The sequence below is a fragment of the Mitsuokella multacida DSM 20544 genome (assembly GCF_000155955.1).
Classification (GTDB): Bacteria; Bacillota; Negativicutes; order Selenomonadales; family Selenomonadaceae; genus Mitsuokella; species Mitsuokella multacida.
Genome location: NZ_GG697141.2, coordinates 841,871 through 863,323 on the forward strand (window position 1 = coordinate 841,871; position 21,453 = coordinate 863,323).

Genomic DNA, 21,453 nt, shown 5'->3' on the forward strand with positions numbered 1-21,453 from the left:
CTATTTTATCGGCTATTTTTGTGAAAGTTTTCGTCCGTCTGCGTCATTCATCGCTGCAGGCGGCGAGCGCGGCGGCGGCCTGCTCTGAGTTCATGAGGATCTCGCGCGGCTTGCTGCCGATGTTCGGGCCGACGATGCTGAGGTCCTCCATCTCGTCGATGAGGCGCGCGGCGCGCGTGTAGCCGACGCGGAAGCGGCGCTGGATGGACGAGGCCGAGGCCTGCCCCGTCGACATGACGAGGTTGACGGCGTCGGGCAAGAGCTCGTCGTACTTCGAGGCGCGGCGGCCCTTGCCCTCCTCCTTCTCCTCATCCTCCTTCATGGCGTTCTCGGTGAAGGTGATGATCTCCTCGTTGGCCTCCATCTCCTGCCCCTGGCTGCGGATGAAGTCCAGGAGGTGCTCGACCTCTTCATCGCTGATGAAGGCACCCTGCACGCGCATGGGCTTGGCCGCGCCGACGGGATAGAAGAGCATGTCGCCACGGCCCAAAAGCTTCTCGGCGCCGCTGCGGTCGAGGATGGTGCGCGAATCGATCTGGCTCGAGACGGCGAACGAGATGCGCGACGGGATGTTGGCCTTGATGATGCCCGTGATGACGTCGACGGACGGGCGCTGCGTCGCGAGCACCATGTGGATGCCGGCGGCGCGGGCCTTCTGCGCGAGGCGGCAGATGGCATCCTCGACGTCGTGCGGCGCGACCATCATGAGGTCGGCGAGCTCGTCGATGATGATGACGATGGCCGGCATCTTGTCCTCGGGGAACTTCGTGTTGTAGGTCTCCATGTTGCGGACGTTGTGCTCAGCGAATTTCGCATAGCGCTTCTCCATCTCCTGCACGGACCAGTTGAGCACGGATGCGGCCTTCTTGGCCTCGGTGACGACCGGCACCATGAGGTGCGGGATGCCGTTGTAGTTGGAGAGCTCGACCATCTTCGGGTCGACGAGGATGAACTTGACTTCCTCCGGCTTCGCCTTGAAGAGGATGCTCGTTATGAGCGTGTTGATGCAGACGGATTTACCGGAACCCGTGGCGCCGGCGACGAGCAGATGCGGCATCTTCGCGAGGTCGGCGAAGATGGCCTGGCCGCCGATGTCCATGCCGAGGCCGACGGTCAACTTCGACTTCGCCTTGAGGAACTTCTCGTTCTCGAGGACTTCGCGCAGCTGCACGCCCTCGAGCTCCTTGTTCGGCACTTCGATGCCGATGGCGGCCTTGCCGGGGATTGGCTCGATGCGCACGGAGGTCGCGGCGAGGCTCAGCGCGAGGTCGTCGGCGAGGTTCGTGATCTTGCTGACCTTGACGCCCGGCGCCGGCTCGAGCTCGTAGCGCGTGACGGCCGGACCGTGGCACGCGTTGATGATTTTCGCCTTGACGTGGAAGTCCTCGAGCGTCTTCTGCAGGATGTGGGCCTTGTCGGCGATCTCCATCTCGAGCGCGGCGTTGTGCTTCTTCGCGTGCTTCGAGAGGATCTCCGTGACCTGCGGCAGCATGTAGGGGCGCGGCGGTGCGGCCGGAGCCTTTGCCTCAGGCGAGCTGGCATCGGCGGGCCCCTGCGAGGCCCCCTGCCTGCTGTCCATGCTCTTGGCTGAGCCGTCGAGCAGAGCGGCGGCCGGCATGATCGGCGCGATCTCCTCGTACGAGGGCATGGCCGTCGGCTTCTTCTTCATCGGGCTCGGCGAAGGCGGCACGACGGGTTCCGTCTTCGGCACGGTGAACGGTGCCGCTGGTTCCTCATGCTTGGCCGCGGGGAACGGCTCCGGCTCGGGTTCACGCATAGGCGCAAACGATGCCGGAGGCTCTTCTGCAGGCGCAGGGCTTGTGCCGCGGCCGATTGGCCCCTCGACGAAGGGGCTTGTGGCGCGCAGGCTCGCGGGCGGCGCGGCCATGCCGAGGGGCTCGATGGAGTCGGGCAGGCCCATCGGGCGCTCTTCTTGAGCGGGTGCAGCGGGCGCCGCCTCCTCTCCGTGCGCCGTGCCGTACTCGATCGTGAAGTCCGGCATGGCATGGTCCGTCTGTTCCGACTCCGACACGGACTCTGATGCAGCCGTTTCCTGCGGTTTCTCCGGAGTCTCTGGCGCATCGGCAAAGCGCTGGTCCGCTTCCTGATTGTAGAAGCTGGCCTTGCTGGCACTGACCCTGCTGACCTTCTCGCGCACGGCCTCGACGACGTGCTCTTCGATGCGGCCGCCGACTTCGGTGACTTTGCCGCAGGTCGTCTGGATGGCCGAGCCCGCGGCTGCGGCGCCCTGCTTCGCCTTTTCCTGCGTCTTCAAGAGCCCCGTCGCGAGCGACCACGTCGTCGAGAGCAAGACGGAGCCGACTGTGCCGACGCCGAGGACGATGATGGAACCGTCGACGCCGAAGAGCTTGCGCAGGCCGAGCAGGAGGCCGCCGCCCAGAAGGCCGCCGCCTGCCGGCAGGCTCTGCGGCAGGATCTCCTCGCCGACGGGCACCTTGAAGTGATGCCAGATGGCGAGCACGGAGACGAAGAGCGCGAGCAGGCCGAAGAAGCGCGGCGAGTAGCGCGGCGCATGGTGCTTCGTCATGTAGGTCCAGGCGATCAAGAGGATCAGGACGGCGACGAGAATGGAGCCCACGCCGAAGAAGTAGCGCAGGAACTTCGCGAAGTAGACGCCGACGAAGCCCACATTGAGCCCGCAGATGCCGCAGATCGAGATGAGGCCGGCCGCTAAGAGCGCCAGCCCGAAGAGCTCGGAGCGCCGCCCTGTATGCGCGCGCGTCACGCGGTGGCCTGTATTCTGCGCCTTGCGCACCGGCTTGCGCTTCGCCCGCGTGCGGCTCGTAGTCTTTTTCAAAGATCTCCCCCCTGTTTCGATTACGAGATATCAGGATTACGAAAGCAAGGCTGTCGCATGAAGCGGCAGCCCTGCTGTAGATTCACTATCGTTTCGGATGGTTCGGATGGAACGTATGGAAGTTATTTGGTCAGGCGTTCCGCGCATTTCTGTGCCTCGTAGAAGATGCGCTCCTTGTCGAGAGTCAGGAGCTCCTTGTCCTCCATGAGGACCTTGCCGTCGACGAGCACCGTCGAGGCGGAGTCCGCATGGGCCGAGTAGACGAGCAGCGACGCGAGGTCATTGCGCGGGTACCAGGCGGCGCTATTCATGTCGAACAGCGTGATGTCGGCCTTGCAGCCGGCTTCGAGCTTGCCGACGCCCGTGAGGCCGACGGCCTTGGCGCCGTACTCCGTGCCCATCTTGAGCGCCGTGCGCGCCGGGACGGCCAGCGGGTCGAGCGTGCTGACCTTGTGGAGCATCGCCGCGAGGTTGATCTCCTCGAGCATGTCGAGGTTGTTGTTCGACGAGGCGCCGTCCGTGCCGAGCGCGACGCAGACGCCTTCCTTGAGGAGGCGCGGCACCGGTGCGACGCCGCTCGCGAGCTTCATGTTGCTGCCCGGGTTGTGCGCGACGCGGATGCCGTGCTTCTTGATGATGGCGATGTCCTCCTCGTCGAGGTGGACGCAGTGCGCGGCCAGCGTGCCCTTGCCGTCAAAGAGGCCCGTCTCCTCGACGTAGCGGAACGGGCGCTTGCCGTAGGCTTTCGTGATCTGCTCGATCTCGGCCTTCGTCTCCGCCATGTGAATGTGGACCTCCGCGCCGAGCGACTGCGCCGTCTTTGCGACCTTCTTGAGGAAGTCCGGCGGGCAGGTGTAAGGCGCGTGCGGGCCGAACATGACCGTGATGCGGCCATCGGCGGCGCCGTGGAAGTCCTTATAGAGGGAAACATTCTCCTCGATCTTGGCATCGCCGTCCGGCGCGACACCGATGATGCCGCGCGAGAGCACGGCGCGCAGGCCGGCATCGGCCGTGGCCTCCGCGACCTTCTCCATGTACGGCCCGTACATGTCGGCAAACGTCGTCGTACCGCCCTCGATCATCTCGACGGCCGCGAGCATCGCGCCCCAGTAGATGTCCTCTTCCTGCATCTTCGCCTCAGCCGGCCAGATCATGTTGTTGAGCCAGTCCATGAGGTTCATGTCGTCCGCATAGCTGCGGAACAGCGTCATCGAGGCGTGCGTGTGGGCATTGACAAAACCCGGCACGGCAAACTTGTCCTTGCCGTCGATGACCTTGGCCGCGCGAAAGTCCTCCGGCACCTCGCCGATGGATGCAATCTTGTCGCGGTCGATCATGATATTCGTCAGCGGCGTCGTGCCGTCGGGCAGCAGCGCGTATACATTCTTGATCAGTGTCTTCATGTGTTTCTCCCTCAGGCCATGTTCAGGTATGCCTTCTGCTCCGGCGTCAGCGCATCGATGGCGATGCCCGATGCCTTGAGCTTGATCTCGGCGATCTTCGTATTGATCTCCTCCGGCATGAGGTGGACGCCCTTCGTCATCTCCTTGCCGTGATGCAGGAGATGCAGTGCCGAGAAGAACTGCACGCCGAACGAGAGGTCCATGATCTCGGCCGGATGGCCATCGCCAGCTGCGAGGTTGACGAGGCGGCCCTCCGCGAGCAGGTAGATCTTGCGGCCGTCCTTCTGCTTGAACTCCTCGATGTTCTTGCGGACCGTGCGGCGCGAGACGGAGAGCGACTCGAGCTCCGGGATGTTGATCTCGACGTCGAAGTGGCCGGAGTTCGCGAGGATGGCGCCGTCCTTCATGTTTTCGAAGTGCTGCTTGCGGATGACGTCCTTGTCGCCCGTCAGCGTCAGGAAGATGTCGCCGATCTTAGCGGCTTCATCCATCGGCATGACGCGGAAGCCATCGAATACGGCCTCGATGGCCTTGATCGGATCGACTTCCGTGACGATGACATTGGCGCCGAGGCCGCGCGCACGCATCGCGCCGCCCTTACCGCACCAACCGTAGCCGGCGATGACGACGTTCTTGCCGGCGATGACGACGTTCGTCGTGCGCATGATGCCGTCCCAGGTCGACTGGCCCGTGCCGTAGCGGTTATCGAAGAGGTACTTGCAGTAGGCGTCATTGGCCGCAATCATCGGGAACTCGAGCTTGCCCTCATTGGCGAGCGCGCGCAGGCGATGGACGCCCGTCGTCGTCTCCTCCGAACCGCCGACGATGCCCGAGAGCAGCTCGCGGCGCTTCGTGTGCAGCATGTGCACGAGGTCGCCGCCGTCGTCGATGACGAAGTCCGGCTTGATGTCGAGTGCCTTGTTGATGAAGGTGTCGTACTCCTCCGGCGTGCAGTCGTGCCAAGCGAAGACGTGCAGGCCGTCCTCGACGAGCGCGGCGGCTACATCGTCCTGCGTCGACAGCGGGTTGCTGCCCGTGATGGCGACTTCGGCGCCGGCATGGTGGAAGATCTCCGCCATGTAGGCCGTCTTGGCCTCGAGATGCAGCGTGATGACCATCTTCTTGCCCGCAAACGGCTTCGAGACGGAGAACTCCTTGTCGACGGCCGCCATGACCGGCATGAAGTTCTTGACCCAGTTGATCTTATCGTGGCCCGAAGGAGCCAGCTTGATATCGCGAATCATTGATTCCATGAATATTGCCTCCCGTAACAAATCTAACTTCTATTCTATCACAAGTATCTCGCGAAAAAAAGGACACGAGCTCAGCGGTCCAAGAGCTTCTCGATGGCGACGTAGTCCGTGAGGTCGACCATCAGCGGCGTCACGGCGATGTAGCCATGCTCGACGGCGTAGATGTCCGTCGGCTCGCTCTTGTCCGTGTCGAAAATCTCGCCGGCGACCGTGTAGAAGATGCGGCCATCCGTGCGCTCCTGCTTCTGAAAGGCATTGTGGTAGTCGCGCTTGCCCTGGCGTCCGAAGACGACCTGCGGGCGGCCATCGTCGCCGAGCGTGTAGGCGCGCGGGAAGTTGACGTTCCAGAAGACGGGCCGCGGCTCATCGGAGGCCTTTTGTGCCGTCATGACGCGCTCCAAGATCGTGGCGAACTCCTCCGCCGCCTCCTCGTACGAGATGGTGCTGTCCACATCCATCGAGACGGCAAACGAGGCGATGTCGTGCAGCATGCCCTCCATCGCCGCGCCGACCGTGCCCGAGTAGAGGATGTCCGTCGCGAGGTTCGCGCCGTGGTTGATGCCGGAGACGACGACATCCGGCTTCTCCTCGGCCAACGCCTCGAGATAGAGCTTGACGCTGTCCGTCGGCGTGCCGTCGACGGCCCAGGCCTCGATGCCGTACTTTGCGGCGAGTTCCTCACCGCGCACGAGCTCGAGCGGCCGGCCGACGTTCAGGGCATGGGCCATGCCGCTCTGCTGGCGGGCCGGCGCCGAGACGATGACCGTGTGCTTGCGCGCACAGAATGCTTTGACGAGCGCCTCGAGGCCTTTGGCCTGGATGCCGTCATCATTGGAGATCAGGATTCGCATGATGTCATTCCTTTCTATTTCTCTATTTCTGTTCCATTCCCATTGCAGATACAAAAAAGGCTCCTCTTTGCAAGGAGCCGTTATCTCAAAATGGTGACCCACCACGGAATCGAACCGTGAACCTACTGATTAAGAGTCAGTTGCTCTGCCAGTTGAGCTAGTGAGTCATGGTGACCCACCACGGAATCGAACCGTGAACCTACTGATTAAGAGTCAGTTGCTCTGCCAGTTGAGCTAGTGAGTCATCATCTTTCTTTTGTCTGTCAGTCGCTGTCGCAACCAACGAATATTATTATAGACGGGAGCTCCATTTCTGTCAACACCCTTTTGCTATTTTTTTTATTTTTTTTCGCCTGCCCCGCCGAAGCACGCCTGCAGCTTGAAGAACGCCGTGCCGAAAAGACCCGAGAGGATGGACGCCGAGAGGATGCTGATCTTCGCGAGGTCGAGCATCGCGCTGTCCGTGAAGGCCAGCGAGGCGATGAAGATGGACATCGTGAAGCCGATGCCGCCGAGCATGCCCGTCGCTGCGAGCTGGCTCTTCGTCGCATTGCCCGGCAGCTGCAGACGGAAGACCTTGCAGAGCACGAAGACCGCGCCGAAGATGCCGATGGGCTTGCCGAGGCAGAGACCCGCGAGGATGCCGAGGAAAATCGGCGACGTCATGTCAAGCGTCGCGAGCGAGATGGCAACACCGGCATTCGCCAGCGCGAAGATCGGCATGATGGCGTAGGCCGACCACGGCTCGAGCGCGTGCTCGAGCTTATGCAAGAGCGACGCCTCCGGGTCCGCGGCCGCCGGGATGGAGAGGCCGAGCAGCACGCCCGCAATCGTCGGGTGGATGCCCGCCTGCAGGAAGGCCAGCCAGGCGACGAGGCCGAGCGCGATGTAGGCCGGCAGGAAACGCACGCGGAAGCGGCCGAGCACGAAGGCCGCCGCCACTGCCGCGAGCCCTAGGAAGAGCGCCGACACCGTGAGGTCCGTGTTGTAGAACAGCGCGATGACGACGATGGCGCCGAGGTCATCGACGATGGCGAGCGCCGTCAGGAAGACGACGAGACCGAGCGGCGCCTGGCGCGCGGCGATGGTCATAATGCCGAGCGCGAAGGCGATGTCCGTCGCCATCGGGATGCCCCAGCCGCCGAACGTCGGCTGGCCGTAGTTGATGGCCGCGTAGAAGATGGCCGGCACGAGCATGCCGCCGAGCGCCGCGCCGACAGGCAGAAGCATCGCTGAATACGTGCGCAGCTCCCCGTAGAGGAATTCGCGCTTGATCTCGAGGCCGATGACGAAGAAGAACACGGCCATGAGACCGTCGTTGATCCAGTGCAGCAGCCCCATCTCGAGCACGTACTCCCCTGCCCCGACGGCAATCGGGTAGTGCAGCAGATGCTCGTACGATTCCGATAGCGGCGAATTCGCCACGATGAGTGCGAGGATGGCACAGGCGAGCAGGATGACGCCGCTGCTCGCTTCCCAGCGCAGGAACGCGAGGAAAGGCTCCGCAAGCCCCTGCATGGATTTGATTGTCTCTTTCATGATTCCATCACTTCCTTTTCTTGTTCATTTCTCTTGCTTCTTGTTTCAATTTCTTTGGTAGCATGATGTCAGGGCTCTGCCACAGCATGCAGAGTCCTTATTCTTACTCTACCATAGAAATCTGAGAAAGAAAAGGAACTGTATCACAAAAAGCACCACGAAGGTGCTCCCCGCGGCCCGGAAAAGCCGGACCGGCAGGAGGCAGAGGTTCGTGATGCTTTGGAATCATGCTTTCGTTTTGTGGCTGAGCAGCTTGACCGGCAGCAGCAGGACAAAGTTGAAGACGAGGATCACGAGGATCAGCAGGGCGCCGATACCATTGGCGATGGCATCGCGGTCCGGCACGAGGCCCGTACTCATGAGGTACCAGAGGTGGACAGCCAGCGTCTCGCCGCCTGCCATGACGTCCGTGTCGAACATGTGGCGCGATACCGTCGTGCCTGCCGTGAAGATCAGGATGGCCGTCTCGCCGAGTGCGCGGCCCGCCGTCAGCGTGATGCCCGTGATGATGCCCGGCATGGCGCTCGGCAGCACGACCTTGAAGATCGTCTGGAGCTTCGTCGCACCGAGTGCGAGGCTTGCCTCTTCATACGACTTCGGCACCGTGCGGATGGATTCCTCCGTCACGCGCACGAGCATCGGCAGGTTCAGGAGGACGAGCGTCAGGGAGCCGCCGAGGATGGAGAAGCCCATGTTCATCATGTTGACGAAGATGATCATGCCGAACAGGCCGAGTACGATGGACGGCACCGTCGCGAGGCTCTCGACCGAGAGGCGGATGCACTTCGTCAGCTTGTTCTCCCGCGCGTACTCCGCGAGGTAGATGCCAGCGCCGAGCGCGATAGGGATGGAGATAGCCATCGAGAGGAAGAGCATGTAGAACGAGTTGAAGAGCTGCGAGCCGACGCCACCGCCCGCCATTATGTCGCTCGACTTGCCGAGGATGAAGTGCGGCGAGAGGACCGGCAGGCCCTTGTAGAGAAGATAGCCGAGGAAGGCAGCGAGCAGGCCGAGGATGAAGAATCCCACGAGCCAGAGGCATGTCCTCGCAAGTTGATTCTGTACTTTCGTGTTCATATTATACCCTCCTCGTGCCGAAGCGGCGGATGACCAGGATCATGGCGAGCGAGATCAAGAGCAGTACGAAGGCCATGAGGAACAGTGCGTTGCCCCAGACCGAGCCGAACGGCGTATTGCCCATCTCGACGACAATGTTACTCGTCAGCGTTGCGGTCGGTGAGAGCAGCGACGTGACGATCTGCGGCGTGTTGCCGATGAGCATCTGCACCGCCATCGTCTCGCCGATCGCGCGCGCCATCGCGAGCACGACAGCCGTCAGGATGCCAGGCGCTGCGGCTGGCACGATGACGTGGACCATCGTCTGCCACCACGTTGCGCCGAGCGCGAGGCTCGCCTCCTCCAGCGGCTTCGGCACGGCATTGAGCGCATCCGTGCTGATGGAGAGGATCGTCGGCATGATCATGATGGCGAGCACGAGCGAAGCCGCGAGCACGCCGAAGCCCGTCGTCGCGCCGAGCGCATCGCGCAGGTACGGCACGAGCAGCGTCAGGCCGATGTAGCCATAGACGACCGACGGGATGGCGACGTAGAGGTCCGTCGCCGGACGCATGATGTTCTTGAGCCAGCTCGGTGCGACCTTCGCGAGGAAGATGGCGCCGAGCAGGCCGAGCGGCGCGCCGATGAGAACGGAGAGGATTGTCGTCACCAGCGAGCCGACGATGAATGAGAGTGCACCAAACTTACCGAGCGAAGGATCCCAGCTCGCGCTGAAGAAGAACTCCAGCGGGCTGACCTCCGCGAAAGTCATGAGGCCCTGCTTGCCGACAAAGAAGATGATCGAGAAGATGATGATCGTCATGAGAAAGGCAGCCGCAATGAAGAGATACCGCCCGCACTTGTCGTAGAATAGCCTGCGCTCATGACCGCCGCCCGACTGTTTGCCATCGAGGCGGCCGATTGTTGCTGCCCGTTCCATAAAAACCTCCTGTATAAACGTGATGCAGGACATCCGTCCTGCATCATCCTACCCTTTTACTGTTTGTTCCGTTATTGCTTCTGATTACTTCTGCGGCATCTTGTTGACCGGGATGAAGCCGAGTTTCTCTACCTGCGTGTTCTGGAACTCATCGCTGAGGATGTAGTCGATGAAGGCCTTGACAGCACCCGTCGGCTCGCCCTTCGTGTACATGTGGCCGTAGCCGTAGATCGGATACTTGCCATCGATGATGTTCTGCGGGGAATACTCGACACCGTCGAACTTCAGGACCTTGACAGAGTCATCGGCATACGGTGCATCGACATAGCCGATGGAACCCGGCGTGCTGGCGATAGCGGCACGGACCGCACCGTTGGAATCCTGGATGACGGCGTTATCCGTGAAGGAAGCGCCCTTGAGGACAACATCCGCAATCGTAGCGCGCGAACCCGAGGACTTTGCACGGTGGATCAGCGTGATCGGCTGGTCATCGCCGCCGACTTCCTTCCAGCTCGTGATCTTGCCCGTCAGGATGTCGATGACCTGCTGCTTCGTGAGGTTGTCGACCTTGTTGGCCTTGTCGACGATGAAGACGAACGGCTCAACGACAACCTTGTGGTCAACGAGTCCTTTGTCCTTGTACTCGTCCGGCAGGTTGACATCCGAGTTACCGATCTGGACGGAACCCTCAGCGACCTGGTTCATGCCCGTGAAGGAGCCGCCGCCTGCAACATTGACCGTGACCTTCTCGTACTTATCTTGGAATGCTTCCTGAGCCGGCTTCAAGAGCGGCAGCAGGGCCGTCGAGCCCGAAGCCGAGATCTTGCCGGAGATTTCCTGTGCAGCGCTCCCAGAAGAGCTGGCTGCCTGCTGGCTGCCGCCGCACCCCGTCAGCAGGACTGCCGCACTCGCGACTACAGCGCCGACGGAAAGAAGTTTCTTCATCTTGTTGAACATATTATTTCCTCCCCAAATCATTTGCTGATTGGAACCTTGGAGCCCTTCGGCTCCCTTCATCGTTCTCCTATATCGTAGCAAAGAACCGGCGGCCGTTTGTTGTCTCCATGTTACGCTTTTGTTAAATCCAAATGCCATCTGCGCAACAAAAAAGCCGCCCGGAGGCGGCTTGATGGTTGTCAGAGCACCCAAATGACGGCGATGACGAGTGCGGGCAGGAGATTGGCGACGCGCACGTGCGGCAGGCCGAAGAGGTTTGTGCCGACGCAGAAGATCAGGATGTTGCCGACGGCGCTGAGGCTCTTGAGGGCGGCGGGCGTCATGACGGGCTCGAGGAAGCCGGCCAGCAGGAAGATGGTCCCCTGGAAGATGCCGACGGAGAGCGCGGAGAAGATGCAGCCCTTGCCGAGCGTCGAGGTCATGATCATGACGATGACGGCGTCGAGCACGGTCTTGGCAAACAGGACGGACGGGTCGCTGAGCAGGCGGTCGTTGATGGAGCCGATGACGGCCATCGCGCCGATGCAGACCGTCAGGGACGCGGTGACGAAGCCGTCGACGAAACGCGTGTCGCCGCTGCTGCCCGTCCTGCGCCGCAGCCAGATGCCGAAGCGCTCCATCTTATCCTCGAGGTCGATGGCCTCGCCGAGCAGCGCGCCGCCGATGAGGCTCGCGAGCATGCAGTTCGTGCCGACGAGCAGGACCTTCCCGTCAGCACCGACCTCCAGCATCTCCTTGACCGTCCCCGTCAGGCCGAGGAACATGACGGCCACGGCACAGGCCATCATGAGCGTCTTCTGGAATCGCTCCGATATCAGCCGCCCGCAGCCGAGCCCCAAGAGGCCGCCGCCGACAATCCCCAACACATTTGCCAAGATACCGATTCCTGGAAACAAGAAATCCCCGCCCTTCTGAACGAACAAAACAAAAAATGAAATCAAGAACAGATTCATTATAGCATACGACAGCAATGCTTCATGAAACCCGCCTCGCTCTTTTACTTTTACTTCATCAAAGATTCATCCGCATCTCAGTTTCTGCGCGGTACAGATGACACTTTCCTGAAAAAACAAATTCTGCGCCTGCTGTGGCTTGACAAGGGGAAGGCGATACTCTAGGATAAGGAATTGTCGTTCTTATGATTGCGAACCATCATCAATCTATACATCTATGAATCAAGCAAATCAAGAAAGGATGCTGTCATGCTGCCACCTATCCCGTGGAAGTACGCCCTGCCGCTCTTCGGCCTGGCTACGTCCGCTTTTGTATTCAATACGTCTGAGTTCATGCCGATTGGCCTGCTCTCGGACATCGCCGCTTCTTTTGCGATGACGCCTGCGCAGACGGGCATCATGATCACGGTCTATGCCTGGATGGTCGGCTTGCTCTCGCTGCCGTTGATGCTGGTGGCCTGCCGCATGGAGCTGCGCCGCCTGCTGCTCCTGACGATCGGCCTCTTCATGCTCGGGCAGCTCGGCTCTGCCTTCGCGGTGAACTTCCCGATGCTCATGGGTGCGCGCATCGCGGTCGCCTGCGCCCACTCCATCTTCTGGTCGATTGCGGGGCCGCTCGCCACGCGCCTCGTCACGCAGGTGCGCCAGCCGTTCGCTCTCTCGATGATCGCGACGGGCTCCTCGATTGCCATGATCTTCGGCCTGCCGCTCGGGCGCGTCGTCGGCCTGGCGCTCGGTTGGCGCATGACGTTCCTCTCGCTCGCCGTCATCGCCTTCCTCGCGCTCGTCTTCCTCTGGCGCGTCTTCCCGCCACTCTCAAAGCAGGAACCGTTCTCGCTGCGCGAGCTGCCCACGCTCTTCCACAATCCTCTGACGCGCGGCATCTTCATCCTGTCGCTGCTCTTCGCGACGGCGTACTTCACGACGTACAGTTTCATCGAGCCGTTCCTCGCGACGGTCGCTGGCTTCGCGCCGATGTCCATCACCTGGACGCTCATGGTGCTCGGGCTCTGCGGCTTCCTCGGCAGCGTGCTGTTCTCGCGCCTCTACGGCCTGCACCGCTGCCTCGTGCTGCGCAGCGGCGTCATCGGGCTCTTCATCGCCCTGCTTGTCTTCCTGCCCGCGGCCGCCTTCACGCCGACGATACTGGCCTGCTGCATGCTGCTCGGCACGATCTCGACGATGTTCAACGTCGCGATGCAGGCAGAGCTCATCCGCGGCTGCTCGCGCACGGACGCGCCAGTCGCCATGTCGATCTTCTCGGGCATCTTCAACGTCGGCATCGGCAGCGGCACCTTCCTCAGCGGCTATCTCGCGGCTGACGGCGCGCTCCCGAACATCGGCTTCTTCGGCGCAGCCATCGCCTCGTTTGCCGTCCTCTACCTGTTCGCCTTCTATCTGCCGGCCATCCAGAAGATGGCCAGCCGCTGACCTCTCCGCCCAACGGCAACCAAAAGATAAAACGAAAACGCCTGCTCGTCATGCAGTCCTGTAATCATGCCATGACGGGCAGGCGTTTTTTCAGCGCTTTTTCTTTCCCTTGTCCTTGTACATCTCTCGGTCGACCTTGGTGATGATGGCATCCATGTCGGGTATCGGCGTCATGCTGACGAGGGCGCCGAGCGCGACGCTGACGTGATGCGTGTGGAAGGCCTCGCGCAGGGACTGCTGGACTTCCTCGACATGTGTCTCGTCAAGCTGCTCGACAATCATGAGGAATTCGTCGCCGCCCATGCGGAAGACATGGCCCTTGCCAGCCTGGCGCTGTGCCTGCAGCATGATGTCTGCCACCGTCTTGATGAGGGCATCGCCCGCTTTGTGGCCGTGCTCGTCGTTCATGCGCTTGAGGCCGTTGACGTCGCCGAAGAAGAAGGCACACGGGATGCCCTTTGGCAGGTCCATGAAGTAATTGCTGAGGCCGCGACGGTTCAACAGCCCCGTCATCTGGTCGCGCTGGCTCATGCGCTCGAGTTCTCGCGCGGCATCGCGGTTGCGAATCATGATGGCGATAAAGCGGCTCAGCGTCATCATGAGATAGCTCGAGGCCTGGAAGACCTGCTCCTTCGGGTTGACGATCTGGACGTGCCCGATGATCTTGTCGGAGATCTTGAGCGGCACGGCGATGAAGCGTCGGATGTCTGGCAGATAGTGCTCGAGATGCGGGTTCGCAGCGAGATACGCCTCGTAGTCGGGAATCCGCACGATGTGCTGCTCGCGGAACGTATCGTAGAGAAAGCACGGGGTGAGCGGCACGCGCTGCATCTTCGCCCTCATCGGCTCGACGCCGTTGCGGCACCATTCGTAGGTGTTGCTGACCGTCCCCTGCTCCTCACCGCGCTCGAAGATGGAGATGCGGTCGGCATTGAGCTCCGAACCGATCTTCCAGAGCATCTTCTGGATGCTCTTCGACGGGTCTTCCTCGCGCAGGGCGATGGCCAGCGCATCGTTGATGGATGCTTCGCGGTAGATGAGCTCATTGCGCTCGATGTCGCGGTCGAGGTATTCGCTGAGATTGATGGACATCGAGAAGCGGTAATTCTTGCCGCGCCAGGGCACGAGCGTGTCGCGCAGCAAATAGTCGAGGCCCGAGAGCGCGTTGTGGTAGGTCCACATGTAGAACTTGTCGCGGCGCAACAGGTGGTTCGTGCAGAACTCGCATGGCTCCTTACCGCCGACGATGACTTCATAGCACTTCTTGCCCGCACATGAGAAGTCCTCCGGCAGGTGAAAGTCGCGGTAGATAGCCTGATTGATGTAGACGAGGTCGTACGTCTCCGGGTCGCACATGTAGACACGCTCGTTCATGTGGTCGAACTTCTCGCGGTCAAAGGCAATGCGATCACCGATGTAGATGGACTCGCCAAGATGGTCCTTGCGCGCGGCCTCGCCGCGCTCGACAAGCAGCTGCAAAAGGCCTTCGATGCTCTTCGTCTCCGAGCCGTAGCCCACGGCGTACTGCAGGTAGAGCGTGCAGGGACAGCCGCGCACGCTGTGGATGTTGTGGATGGCATTCGCGAGGCGCAGCAGCCGGTCGCGCAGCCGCTGCTCATGGATGAGCTTGTGGAAGCAGAGGAAACGGCCTGAGCCGATGTGTGCGAGGACGCTGCCTGGCACGATGGCGGCGTGGACCTCCTCGGCCAGGCGCTGCAGCAACTCGCGGCGGAACGCCTCGCCGTACGAGCGCGCGGCCGACTCGAGGGCTGGCACATAGAAGTAGACGGCCGTGAAATCCTCGCCGTTCTTCAGGTAATTGTCCATGAACTCGATGCCCGCCATGAGCATGCCGCGGTAATTGGTGTAGCCCGTCTCCTTGTCGATGACGGCGTCGCGGTAATCGTCAAGGTCGTGTCCGAACTCCCAGAAGCGGCCGATGATTCCCTCCACCTTTCCCGCGCGATAGAGTGGGAAGCGATTGGAATAGATGGCGCGCGGGCCGCCCTGCGCGATGCACTCGCCGAAGTCCCGGTACTGCGGCCGGCCGTCCTGAAGCAGTCGCTCTCCTGCCTGCCGAACGGCTGGGTCGACGATGTGCAGGCCGAGTTCGTGGTCCGTCCGGCCGACGATGTCGGCTTCATCGTGGAAGCCGAAGAAGTCAAGGAACGCCTCGTTGGCACCGAGGAAGCGCTGCTCGCGGTCCTTCCAGAAAACACAGGCCTTGTCATAGGCGATGAAGCTGCGCCAGAGCAGCGCGTCGCGCTCCATCTTCGCCGACAGGTCCGGTGCCGCAAAGAGACCGTAGGCATCGGCCACCGCTTTGATGCAGTCCCGCGCTCCCGGCTGTGTCTCGATGATGAGCGGCTGGACGCAGACGAGGTATTCCCCCGGATCGCGCAGGTAGAGCGGTACCACATCGAAGCGCATCCAGGCGTAGCTGCCTTCCGCCTGGCGGATGCGGAAGCAGTTCGAGAAGGTCATCTGCCCGCTCTCGAGCAGCGCCGCGCGGATGGCGTGCATGTCGATGTAGGCGAGAAAGCGGGCCCTGTCGGCCGGATAGACCATCGCCTCAGCATAATCCTTGAAGAAATCGCCGATGTTCCCGCTCCCCGCCGCATCACTGCCGGGCCAGCTATGCGTGCCGACGAGCACTTCACACGTGTCCTGCTGCGCATGCAAGAAAAAGACATGCTGGTAGAGCAGACAGAGGTTGCGCATGATCTGGTCAAAGCGATGCTCTCTCTCATCGTACGCCCGCTCCATCGTGATGTCATCGAACTGCGCCTGATAGATGACGAGCTTCCGGCTCGCGCCCAGCCTGCTCATCATGACGCGCACATAGTGCCCCTGCTCCGAGAAGGTCATGGACTGCTCGCCATGCGTCATGTCCACCCGCTTCATGAGATTCAGGAAGCGCACGCGGAACGGGTGATTGGGCACGCGCAGGCAGTGATTGACCTGCTCCTGGTCGCGGATGCCGATCTCGGATGAGTGCGTCCAGAAGCGGCTGTTGCCCATCAAGAGCGCGGGATTTTCCCCATCAAAGGTAAACAGCGCGATGGATGCGTGCGCAGGGATGTCCGTGAGCCCAATCGTGTTGTAGAGCTGCGCTTCGGCGCGCGTCTCACGCTGATACTGCTGCTTCTCCAATGCATCGTGCAGCTTCTCCGGCTGCATCGGCCGGCCATAGTAATAGCCCTGGATGCGCTCACAGCCGATGGCGCGCAGGAAGCGCATCTGCTCCTCCGTCTCGACGCCCTCAGCTAAGGTGTGGATGCCGATCTTCTTGGCCATGCGGACGATTGAGAGAATGATGTCCCGGCTCTTCTTGTTGAAGGTCTTCAGGAAGGCCATGTCGATCTTCAGCAGGTCGAACGGGTAATCCTTGAGCACGTTGAGCGACGAGTAGCCGCTGCCGAAATCGTCGAGCCAGACATGGTAGCCCGCACGGTGGAACTTCTGGATTGCTTGGAAGAGGATGCCCTCATCGCGCACGACGGACGTCTCCGTCAGCTCAAAGTGGAGGTAATCATGCGCAATACCGTAGCGCTCCGTCACCTCCTCGGCGATGGCGAACGGGTCCATCTTGACGAAGTCGAGCGACGACAGGTTGACAGAGACCGGCACGAGCGGCAGGCCGTTCTCCTGCTGGTAGTGGAGCAGCCGCACTACGCTGCGGATCATGAAGGCGTCGAGCTCGTGGATGAGCCCCGACTCCTCGAGTACGGGGATGACGATGGCGGGCGAGATCATGCCGTGCTGCGGGTCCTCCCAGCGCATCAGCGCTTCGACGTTGCAGAGCTTGCCCGTCAGCAGGCGCATGCAGGGTTGCAGGTAGACCTTGATATGCCCCTTCCGCATGGCCTCGGCGAAATGCGTCAGGACGTAGTTGCGCATCTGCAGCCGCTCGCCCATCTCCTCGCGGTAGATGACCCAGCTGCGCTTCGCGTCCTTCTTGGCCTCGTCGCAGGCCATCTTCGCCTGGTCGAACGCCGCTGTGACAGGCGACTTGTCCTTTGGGCGGTAAAAGCGCAGGCCCGCCTTGACCGTGACGCCCGGCATCGCGATGAAGCGGTTCATCTGGCGGCAGACCTGTTCGACGCGCACCGTGAGGCGCTCGACGGGAGCCAGTGCCAAAAAAGAGTCCGCCGACAGATGCGCGAGGATGGCCCCGGGCAGGGACTCACGCAGCACGAAGGCCATGTGCCTGAGCAGATCATCGCCTGCCGCATAGCCACGATTGGCATTGTAGAGCTTGAAGTTCGTGATGTTGAAGTAGACGGGGCAGTGCGTGCCGAAGCGCTTCTGCTCCTTGTCGTGCTTTGCCTGGTTCAGCGCCTCTTTGAAAAAGCCCTCGCGCGTCAGGAGTCCCACCTTGTCCTCGTCAAGTGTCAGACGGCGCAGGCCAGCGTCAGCGAGGTAGCAGGACCAGTAGAGCTCTCCCTCCCGCTCGATGAGGCGGATGTTGGCATCGATGCGGCGCACATGGGATTTGCCCGTGAGGATCTCGAAGGTCAGGTAGTGCAGGCCTCTCGCGCGCTCCTTCTGCCAGCGCGCCAGCTGCTCCGACACTGCGGGATAATGGTCTGCCAGCACCATGCCGCGCAAGATTCCGCCCGTCAGGTGAATGAAGTCTTCGCGCGTCTCGCACTGGAACAGGGAGAGCATCATGCTGTTGTACTGCACGATATGCTCCGAGCCATCCGCCCGCATCAGGCATACTGCACCAGGCACCTCTTCATAGCAGCAGGTATCATCGTCACACTTCATAGCCACTCCCCCAAATCCCTATCTATGTACTTATCTCTGTCATCTATCGCCATCATCCCGGCCGCCCATCGCTCGCTGCCCCTTCAGCGCTCGACCCGCTCGAACCGGTACGTCTGCGTGGCATCGGGGTACTTCTGACGGTCGACCTCACTCATGAACATCAGGAGCGGCCGCACGTAGACCATGTAATCGCCGTAAAGCGCGCGATAACAGACCATGCGCTCATTCGTCTCGGTGTGGATGACGGGGCACTCGATGATCTCGTAGAGATGGTTCTTGAAGTGCCGCCAGATCTCGCCATGTTTCGGAAGTTCTCTTGTCATGCTATCTCCTCACTCGGGGCAGTGCCGCCCACATGGCAGCAAAAATGCCGGGCCCAAAGGCCCGGCACTCTTGCTTCCACCGTTTCGAACGTCTTGCACATCTTGCAAGCAGGACTTCACTGCCTCTTGAATTTTTCTTCATTATACCGAAAAGAAAAACATTTTGCAATCAGAATCTGTTCAATTTCTTTCAAATATATTATGCCCGCCTTTCTATCCGTCCCGCTCCGGCAGAAGCAGGTAGATGAGCCCCGTGTTGTCGAGCTCGGGCAGGCTGCGGAAGATGGCCATGCGCTCGTCATCTGTGGCATAGGAATGGCGCGCGATGTCCAAGAGGCAGCTGATGAACTGGCCGTGCGAGAAGAGCACGATCGTCTCCTCCGGCCGCTCTTCGATGCGCTGCAGGACGAGTCTTGCGCGCGCGACGAGCGCATGGAACGATTCGGCACCCGCGCCGTCGCAGTAATCCGGGTCCTGCCTCTGCCAGTAAGCCCTGACCCAGGGCAAACGCTCAGTGCGCCGCGTGCCGCGGCAGCGCTCCGGCGAGAGATAGGTGAACTCCGCCGTCTCCGGCCAGACCTCGACGGGCACATCGGGGAACCGCTCACGGAGCGGCTCGGCCGTCTGCTGGGCGCGGCGGAAGGAGGACGTGACGATGAGGTCGGGCCGCGCATCGATGCGCGTGCTGAGCCTTTTTGCCTGCTCCTCCCCGAGCGCCGTCAGCGGGATACTCGCATGGTCCTGCGTCGGCAGGTCGACATTGCCCGTGCTCTGCCCGTGGCGCACGAGCAGGAGCATTTTGAACTTCGTATGCATTTCTTATCCCCTGCTGTACTCAATCGACATAGGTGACCGGATTGCCCGTGACCGGCACGATGCGGCGGTTCGGCAGGCCATCTTGGGTGTCAGGATAGCCGAGGCTCAGCGAGGCATAGACGGCCTCGTCCTCCTTCATGCCGAGCTCCTGCAGGTACGCCGTGAGGACGGGATTGCCCTGCAGCCAGCGCAGCTGGTTGATCCAGCACGAGCCGAGGCCCAGAGCGTTGGCCGCGAGCATCATGTTCTGCATGGCGCACGACGCGTCCGCAAAGTTGTTGCCGTAGTCCTTCTTGTTGGCCACGATGATGAAGGCGGCGGGATTGTATAGGAAGGTGTAGCTGCCCTTCTTCGAGGCGCGGATGGCACCGCCGAAGTTGTCGTCGTTCTCAGGCGTGACCTCCATCTTCGCGAACTCCTGCTGCACGAGCGCGGCGAGCTCCTGCATGGTTTCCTGCTTGCGGATCACGAGGAAGTGGTTCTGGTTCTTGTGCTTGCCGCTCGGGGCCTGGCGGCCCGCCTCGATGACCTTATCGAGCAGCTCCTGCGGCACAGGCTCCTCTTTGAATTTGCGCGTGCTGTGGCGCGTGGCAATGCAAGAAAAAACATCCATGGTGTTGCACTCCTTTTCTATCTCAAAAAACAGGTATCTCACTCATATCATGGTAATTTTCGACAAAGGGCATCGGAATCCCTGCTTATCCCTGCTTTCTTCTCCGCGCACGCAAAAGGCCTCCATGCTCGAAAGCACGGAGGCCCTGAAAGCCCGATCAGATCAGGCGGTTCTTCTTCTGATGGATGCGCTCGGCCGTCTCGAGGTAGATGACCCACTCGGCGATGTTGACGGCGTGGTCGCCGATGCGCTCGAGGAAGCGTGCGATGAAGAGCAGCTGCGTCGCACCCTTCTGGCGCGCGCCCTCTTTCGTGACGAAGTCCGACAGCGCGTAAAACGTGTGCTCAAACACATCGTCCATCTGCTTGTCCATCTTGCGGACCTCATCGGCCTCCTGCACGCTCCTGTCGCGATAGGCCTTGACCGCGCGGCGCACCATGGAGGCGGCGCAATTGCCGAGCTCCTCGATCCAGCGCTTGCAGTCCGGATTGAGCGGCTCCTTGACAGAAGCGGCTGTCTTCGCGATATCGAAGGCGTGATCGCCGATGCGCTCGATATCCGTCGAGATCTTGAAGCCAGTCGCGATGACGCGCAGGTCATGCGCGATTGGCTGCTGCTTGGCAATCAGGAGGATGCACTTGTCCTCGACGTCGATGATCATGTCGTCGATGGCGTCGTCGGCCTTCATGACCTTCTTCGCAAGGACGGCATCGTCCTCGAGAAGCGCCTTCATCGACTGTTCGACGTTTGTAAGGGCCTTGTCGCCCATCGTGGCGACGAGCTCCTGCACGACCTCGAGGTCGTGGATGTATTCCTGTCTTGTCTGGCGTTCCATATCAGCCGAACCTCCCTGTGATGTAATCTTCCGTCTTCTTATCGTGCGGCTTCGTGAAGATGACGTCCGTCGTGTCGTGCTCGATGAGCTTGCCGTTGAGGAAGAAGGCCGTGTAGTCGGAGACACGCGCGGCCTGCTGCATGTTGTGCGTGACCATGACGATCGTGTACTCCTTCTTGATCTCCTGCACGAGCTCCTCGATCTTCATCGTCGAGATCGGGTCGAGTGCGGAGCACGGCTCGTCCATCAGGACGACTTCCGGCTCGACGGCCATGACGCGCGCGATGCAGAGGCGCTGCTGCTGGCCGCCCGACATGCCCATTGCCGAGGCGTCGAGGCGGTCCTTGACCTCATCCCAGAGTGCGGCACCGCGCAGGCTCTTCTCGACAATCTCGTCGAGGCGCTTCTTGTCCGTCAGCCCATGCACACGGCAGCCATAGGCGACATTGTCGTAGATGGACATCGGGAACGGGTTTGGACGCTGGAAGACCATGCCCACGCGCTTGCGCAGGTTGACGAGGTCCACGTCCTTGTCGTAGATGTCCCGGTCATCGAGCGTGATCTTGCCGTCGATCTGAACGCCGTCGATGAGATCATTCATGCGGTTGAGCGTGCGCAAGAACGTGGACTTGCCACAGCCCGAGGGGCCGATGAGTGCGACGACCTTATTTTCCGGCACCTCAAGCGAGACATCAAACAGGGCCTGATGCGTCCCGTAATAGAGATTGAGGTGCTGTGCCTGCATTTTCATATGCGAGTTCCTCCCAAAACAAAAGCATCCCTGCGGGCTGCCTGATATTTCATTTCTGAACAATATCATTGTACCTGTTCCCCAGAGCGGCTTTGTTGTGGCTATGTAAATTCTATGTAAAAAGATGTTCTGACGCTCTAG

Annotated in this window: 16 protein-coding genes and 2 tRNA genes; 1 reads left to right on the forward strand and 17 read right to left on the reverse strand. The window is 61.2% G+C overall.

Features of this window, described 5'->3' with window-relative positions; genetic code table 11:
• Positions 1 to 43: 43 nt before the first annotated feature.
• The 11 genes from MITSMUL_RS03890 to MITSMUL_RS03940 form a co-directional block, all read right to left on the reverse strand.
• Complete coding sequence (locus MITSMUL_RS03890) at positions 44 to 2,818, reverse strand: FtsK/SpoIIIE family DNA translocase (protein ID WP_005840159.1); 2,775 nt, start codon at positions 2,816 to 2,818, stop codon at positions 44 to 46.
• Positions 2,819 to 2,940: 122 nt separating this feature from the next.
• Positions 2,941 to 4,221, reverse strand: coding sequence for an amidohydrolase (locus MITSMUL_RS03895; protein WP_005840160.1), 1,281 nt, complete (start codon positions 4,219 to 4,221; stop codon positions 2,941 to 2,943).
• Between the two features lie 11 nt (positions 4,222 to 4,232).
• Positions 4,233 to 5,474 carry an adenosylhomocysteinase gene (locus tag MITSMUL_RS03900; protein ID WP_005840161.1) on the reverse strand — a complete coding sequence of 414 codons (1,242 nt, stop codon included), beginning with the start codon at positions 5,472 to 5,474 and terminating at the stop codon, positions 4,233 to 4,235.
• Positions 5,475 to 5,545: 71 nt separating this feature from the next.
• Complete coding sequence (gene surE, locus MITSMUL_RS03905; protein ID WP_005840162.1) at positions 5,546 to 6,325, reverse strand: 5'/3'-nucleotidase SurE; 780 nt, start codon at positions 6,323 to 6,325, stop codon at positions 5,546 to 5,548.
• Between the two features lie 91 nt (positions 6,326 to 6,416).
• Positions 6,417 to 6,492, reverse strand: a tRNA-Lys gene (locus tag MITSMUL_RS03910).
• 1 nt (position 6,493) lies between these two features.
• Positions 6,494 to 6,569, reverse strand: a tRNA-Lys gene (locus MITSMUL_RS03915).
• Between the two features lie 95 nt (positions 6,570 to 6,664).
• A complete protein-coding gene (gene nhaA / locus MITSMUL_RS03920; protein ID WP_005840163.1) occupies positions 6,665 to 7,864 on the reverse strand; it encodes a Na+/H+ antiporter NhaA in 1,200 nt (399 codons plus the stop codon).
• A gap of 225 nt (positions 7,865 to 8,089) precedes the next feature.
• Complete coding sequence (gene pstA, locus MITSMUL_RS03925) at positions 8,090 to 8,941, reverse strand: phosphate ABC transporter permease PstA (protein ID WP_005840165.1); 852 nt, start codon at positions 8,939 to 8,941, stop codon at positions 8,090 to 8,092.
• 1 nt (position 8,942) lies between these two features.
• Positions 8,943 to 9,860 (reverse strand): phosphate ABC transporter permease subunit PstC, encoded by a 918-nt coding sequence (pstC, locus tag MITSMUL_RS03930; protein ID WP_040635428.1) that lies wholly within the window; start codon positions 9,858 to 9,860, stop codon positions 8,943 to 8,945.
• A gap of 84 nt (positions 9,861 to 9,944) precedes the next feature.
• Positions 9,945 to 10,817, reverse strand: coding sequence for a phosphate ABC transporter substrate-binding protein (locus MITSMUL_RS03935; protein WP_040635429.1), 873 nt, complete (start codon positions 10,815 to 10,817; stop codon positions 9,945 to 9,947).
• A gap of 179 nt (positions 10,818 to 10,996) precedes the next feature.
• Positions 10,997 to 11,692, reverse strand: a complete 696-nt coding sequence (locus tag MITSMUL_RS03940) for a DUF554 domain-containing protein (RefSeq protein ID WP_272869387.1) — start codon at positions 11,690 to 11,692, stop codon at positions 10,997 to 10,999.
• A 327-nt stretch (positions 11,693 to 12,019) separates the two neighbouring features.
• Between MITSMUL_RS03940 and MITSMUL_RS03945 the strand changes: the two genes are divergently transcribed.
• Positions 12,020 to 13,201 (forward strand): MFS transporter, encoded by a 1,182-nt coding sequence (locus tag MITSMUL_RS03945; protein ID WP_005840174.1) that lies wholly within the window; start codon positions 12,020 to 12,022, stop codon positions 13,199 to 13,201.
• Positions 13,202 to 13,291: 90 nt separating this feature from the next.
• On the opposite strand, the gene MITSMUL_RS12075 is transcribed toward MITSMUL_RS03945, so the two are convergent.
• The 6 genes from MITSMUL_RS12075 to pstB all read right to left on the reverse strand — a co-directional run bounded on the left by MITSMUL_RS12075 (position 13,292) and on the right by pstB (position 21,312).
• Positions 13,292 to 17,974 carry an EAL domain-containing protein gene (locus MITSMUL_RS12075; protein WP_050751633.1) on the reverse strand — a complete coding sequence of 1,561 codons (4,683 nt, stop codon included), beginning with the start codon at positions 17,972 to 17,974 and terminating at the stop codon, positions 13,292 to 13,294.
• A gap of 83 nt (positions 17,975 to 18,057) precedes the next feature.
• Positions 18,058 to 18,297 carry a DUF1653 domain-containing protein gene (locus MITSMUL_RS03955; protein ID WP_005840178.1) on the reverse strand — a complete coding sequence of 80 codons (240 nt, stop codon included), beginning with the start codon at positions 18,295 to 18,297 and terminating at the stop codon, positions 18,058 to 18,060.
• Positions 18,298 to 18,510: 213 nt separating this feature from the next.
• Entirely contained in the window at positions 18,511 to 19,113 is a 603-nt protein-coding gene (locus MITSMUL_RS03960; protein ID WP_005840180.1) for a histidine phosphatase family protein, read from the reverse strand.
• Between the two features lie 19 nt (positions 19,114 to 19,132).
• Entirely contained in the window at positions 19,133 to 19,726 is a 594-nt protein-coding gene (locus MITSMUL_RS03965) for a nitroreductase (protein ID WP_040635431.1), read from the reverse strand.
• A gap of 157 nt (positions 19,727 to 19,883) precedes the next feature.
• Positions 19,884 to 20,561, reverse strand: a complete 678-nt coding sequence (phoU, locus tag MITSMUL_RS03970; protein ID WP_005840184.1) for a phosphate signaling complex protein PhoU — start codon at positions 20,559 to 20,561, stop codon at positions 19,884 to 19,886.
• A 1-nt stretch (position 20,562) separates the two neighbouring features.
• Entirely contained in the window at positions 20,563 to 21,312 is a 750-nt protein-coding gene (gene pstB / locus MITSMUL_RS03975; RefSeq protein WP_040635433.1) for a phosphate ABC transporter ATP-binding protein PstB, read from the reverse strand.
• Positions 21,313 to 21,453: the final 141 nt, after the last annotated feature.

Bases quoted from the DNA above. Each gene is read 5' to 3' on its own strand.
- MITSMUL_RS03895 (WP_005840160.1), bottom strand. From the start codon at position 4,221: ATGAAGACACTGATCAAGAATGTATACGCGCTGCTGCCCGACGGCACG.
- MITSMUL_RS03900 (WP_005840161.1), bottom strand. From the start codon at position 5,474: ATGGAATCAATGATTCGCGATATCAAGCTGGCTCCTTCGGGCCACGAT.
- surE (WP_005840162.1), bottom strand. From the start codon at position 6,325: ATGCGAATCCTGATCTCCAATGATGACGGCATCCAGGCCAAAGGCCTC.
- nhaA (WP_005840163.1), bottom strand. From the start codon at position 7,864: ATGAAAGAGACAATCAAATCCATGCAGGGGCTTGCGGAGCCTTTCCTC.
- pstA (WP_005840165.1), bottom strand. From the start codon at position 8,941: ATGAACACGAAAGTACAGAATCAACTTGCGAGGACATGCCTCTGGCTC.
- pstC (WP_040635428.1), bottom strand. From the start codon at position 9,860: ATGGAACGGGCAGCAACAATCGGCCGCCTCGATGGCAAACAGTCGGGC.
- MITSMUL_RS03935 (WP_040635429.1), bottom strand. From the start codon at position 10,817: ATGTTCAACAAGATGAAGAAACTTCTTTCCGTCGGCGCTGTAGTCGCG.
- MITSMUL_RS03945 (WP_005840174.1), top strand. From the start codon at position 12,020: ATGCTGCCACCTATCCCGTGGAAGTACGCCCTGCCGCTCTTCGGCCTG.
- MITSMUL_RS12075 (WP_050751633.1), bottom strand. From the start codon at position 17,974: ATGAAGTGTGACGATGATACCTGCTGCTATGAAGAGGTGCCTGGTGCA.
- MITSMUL_RS03955 (WP_005840178.1), bottom strand. From the start codon at position 18,297: ATGACAAGAGAACTTCCGAAACATGGCGAGATCTGGCGGCACTTCAAG.
- MITSMUL_RS03960 (WP_005840180.1), bottom strand. From the start codon at position 19,113: ATGCATACGAAGTTCAAAATGCTCCTGCTCGTGCGCCACGGGCAGAGC.
- MITSMUL_RS03965 (WP_040635431.1), bottom strand. From the start codon at position 19,726: ATGGATGTTTTTTCTTGCATTGCCACGCGCCACAGCACGCGCAAATTC.
- phoU (WP_005840184.1), bottom strand. From the start codon at position 20,561: ATGGAACGCCAGACAAGACAGGAATACATCCACGACCTCGAGGTCGTG.
- pstB (WP_040635433.1), bottom strand. From the start codon at position 21,312: ATGAAAATGCAGGCACAGCACCTCAATCTCTATTACGGGACGCATCAG.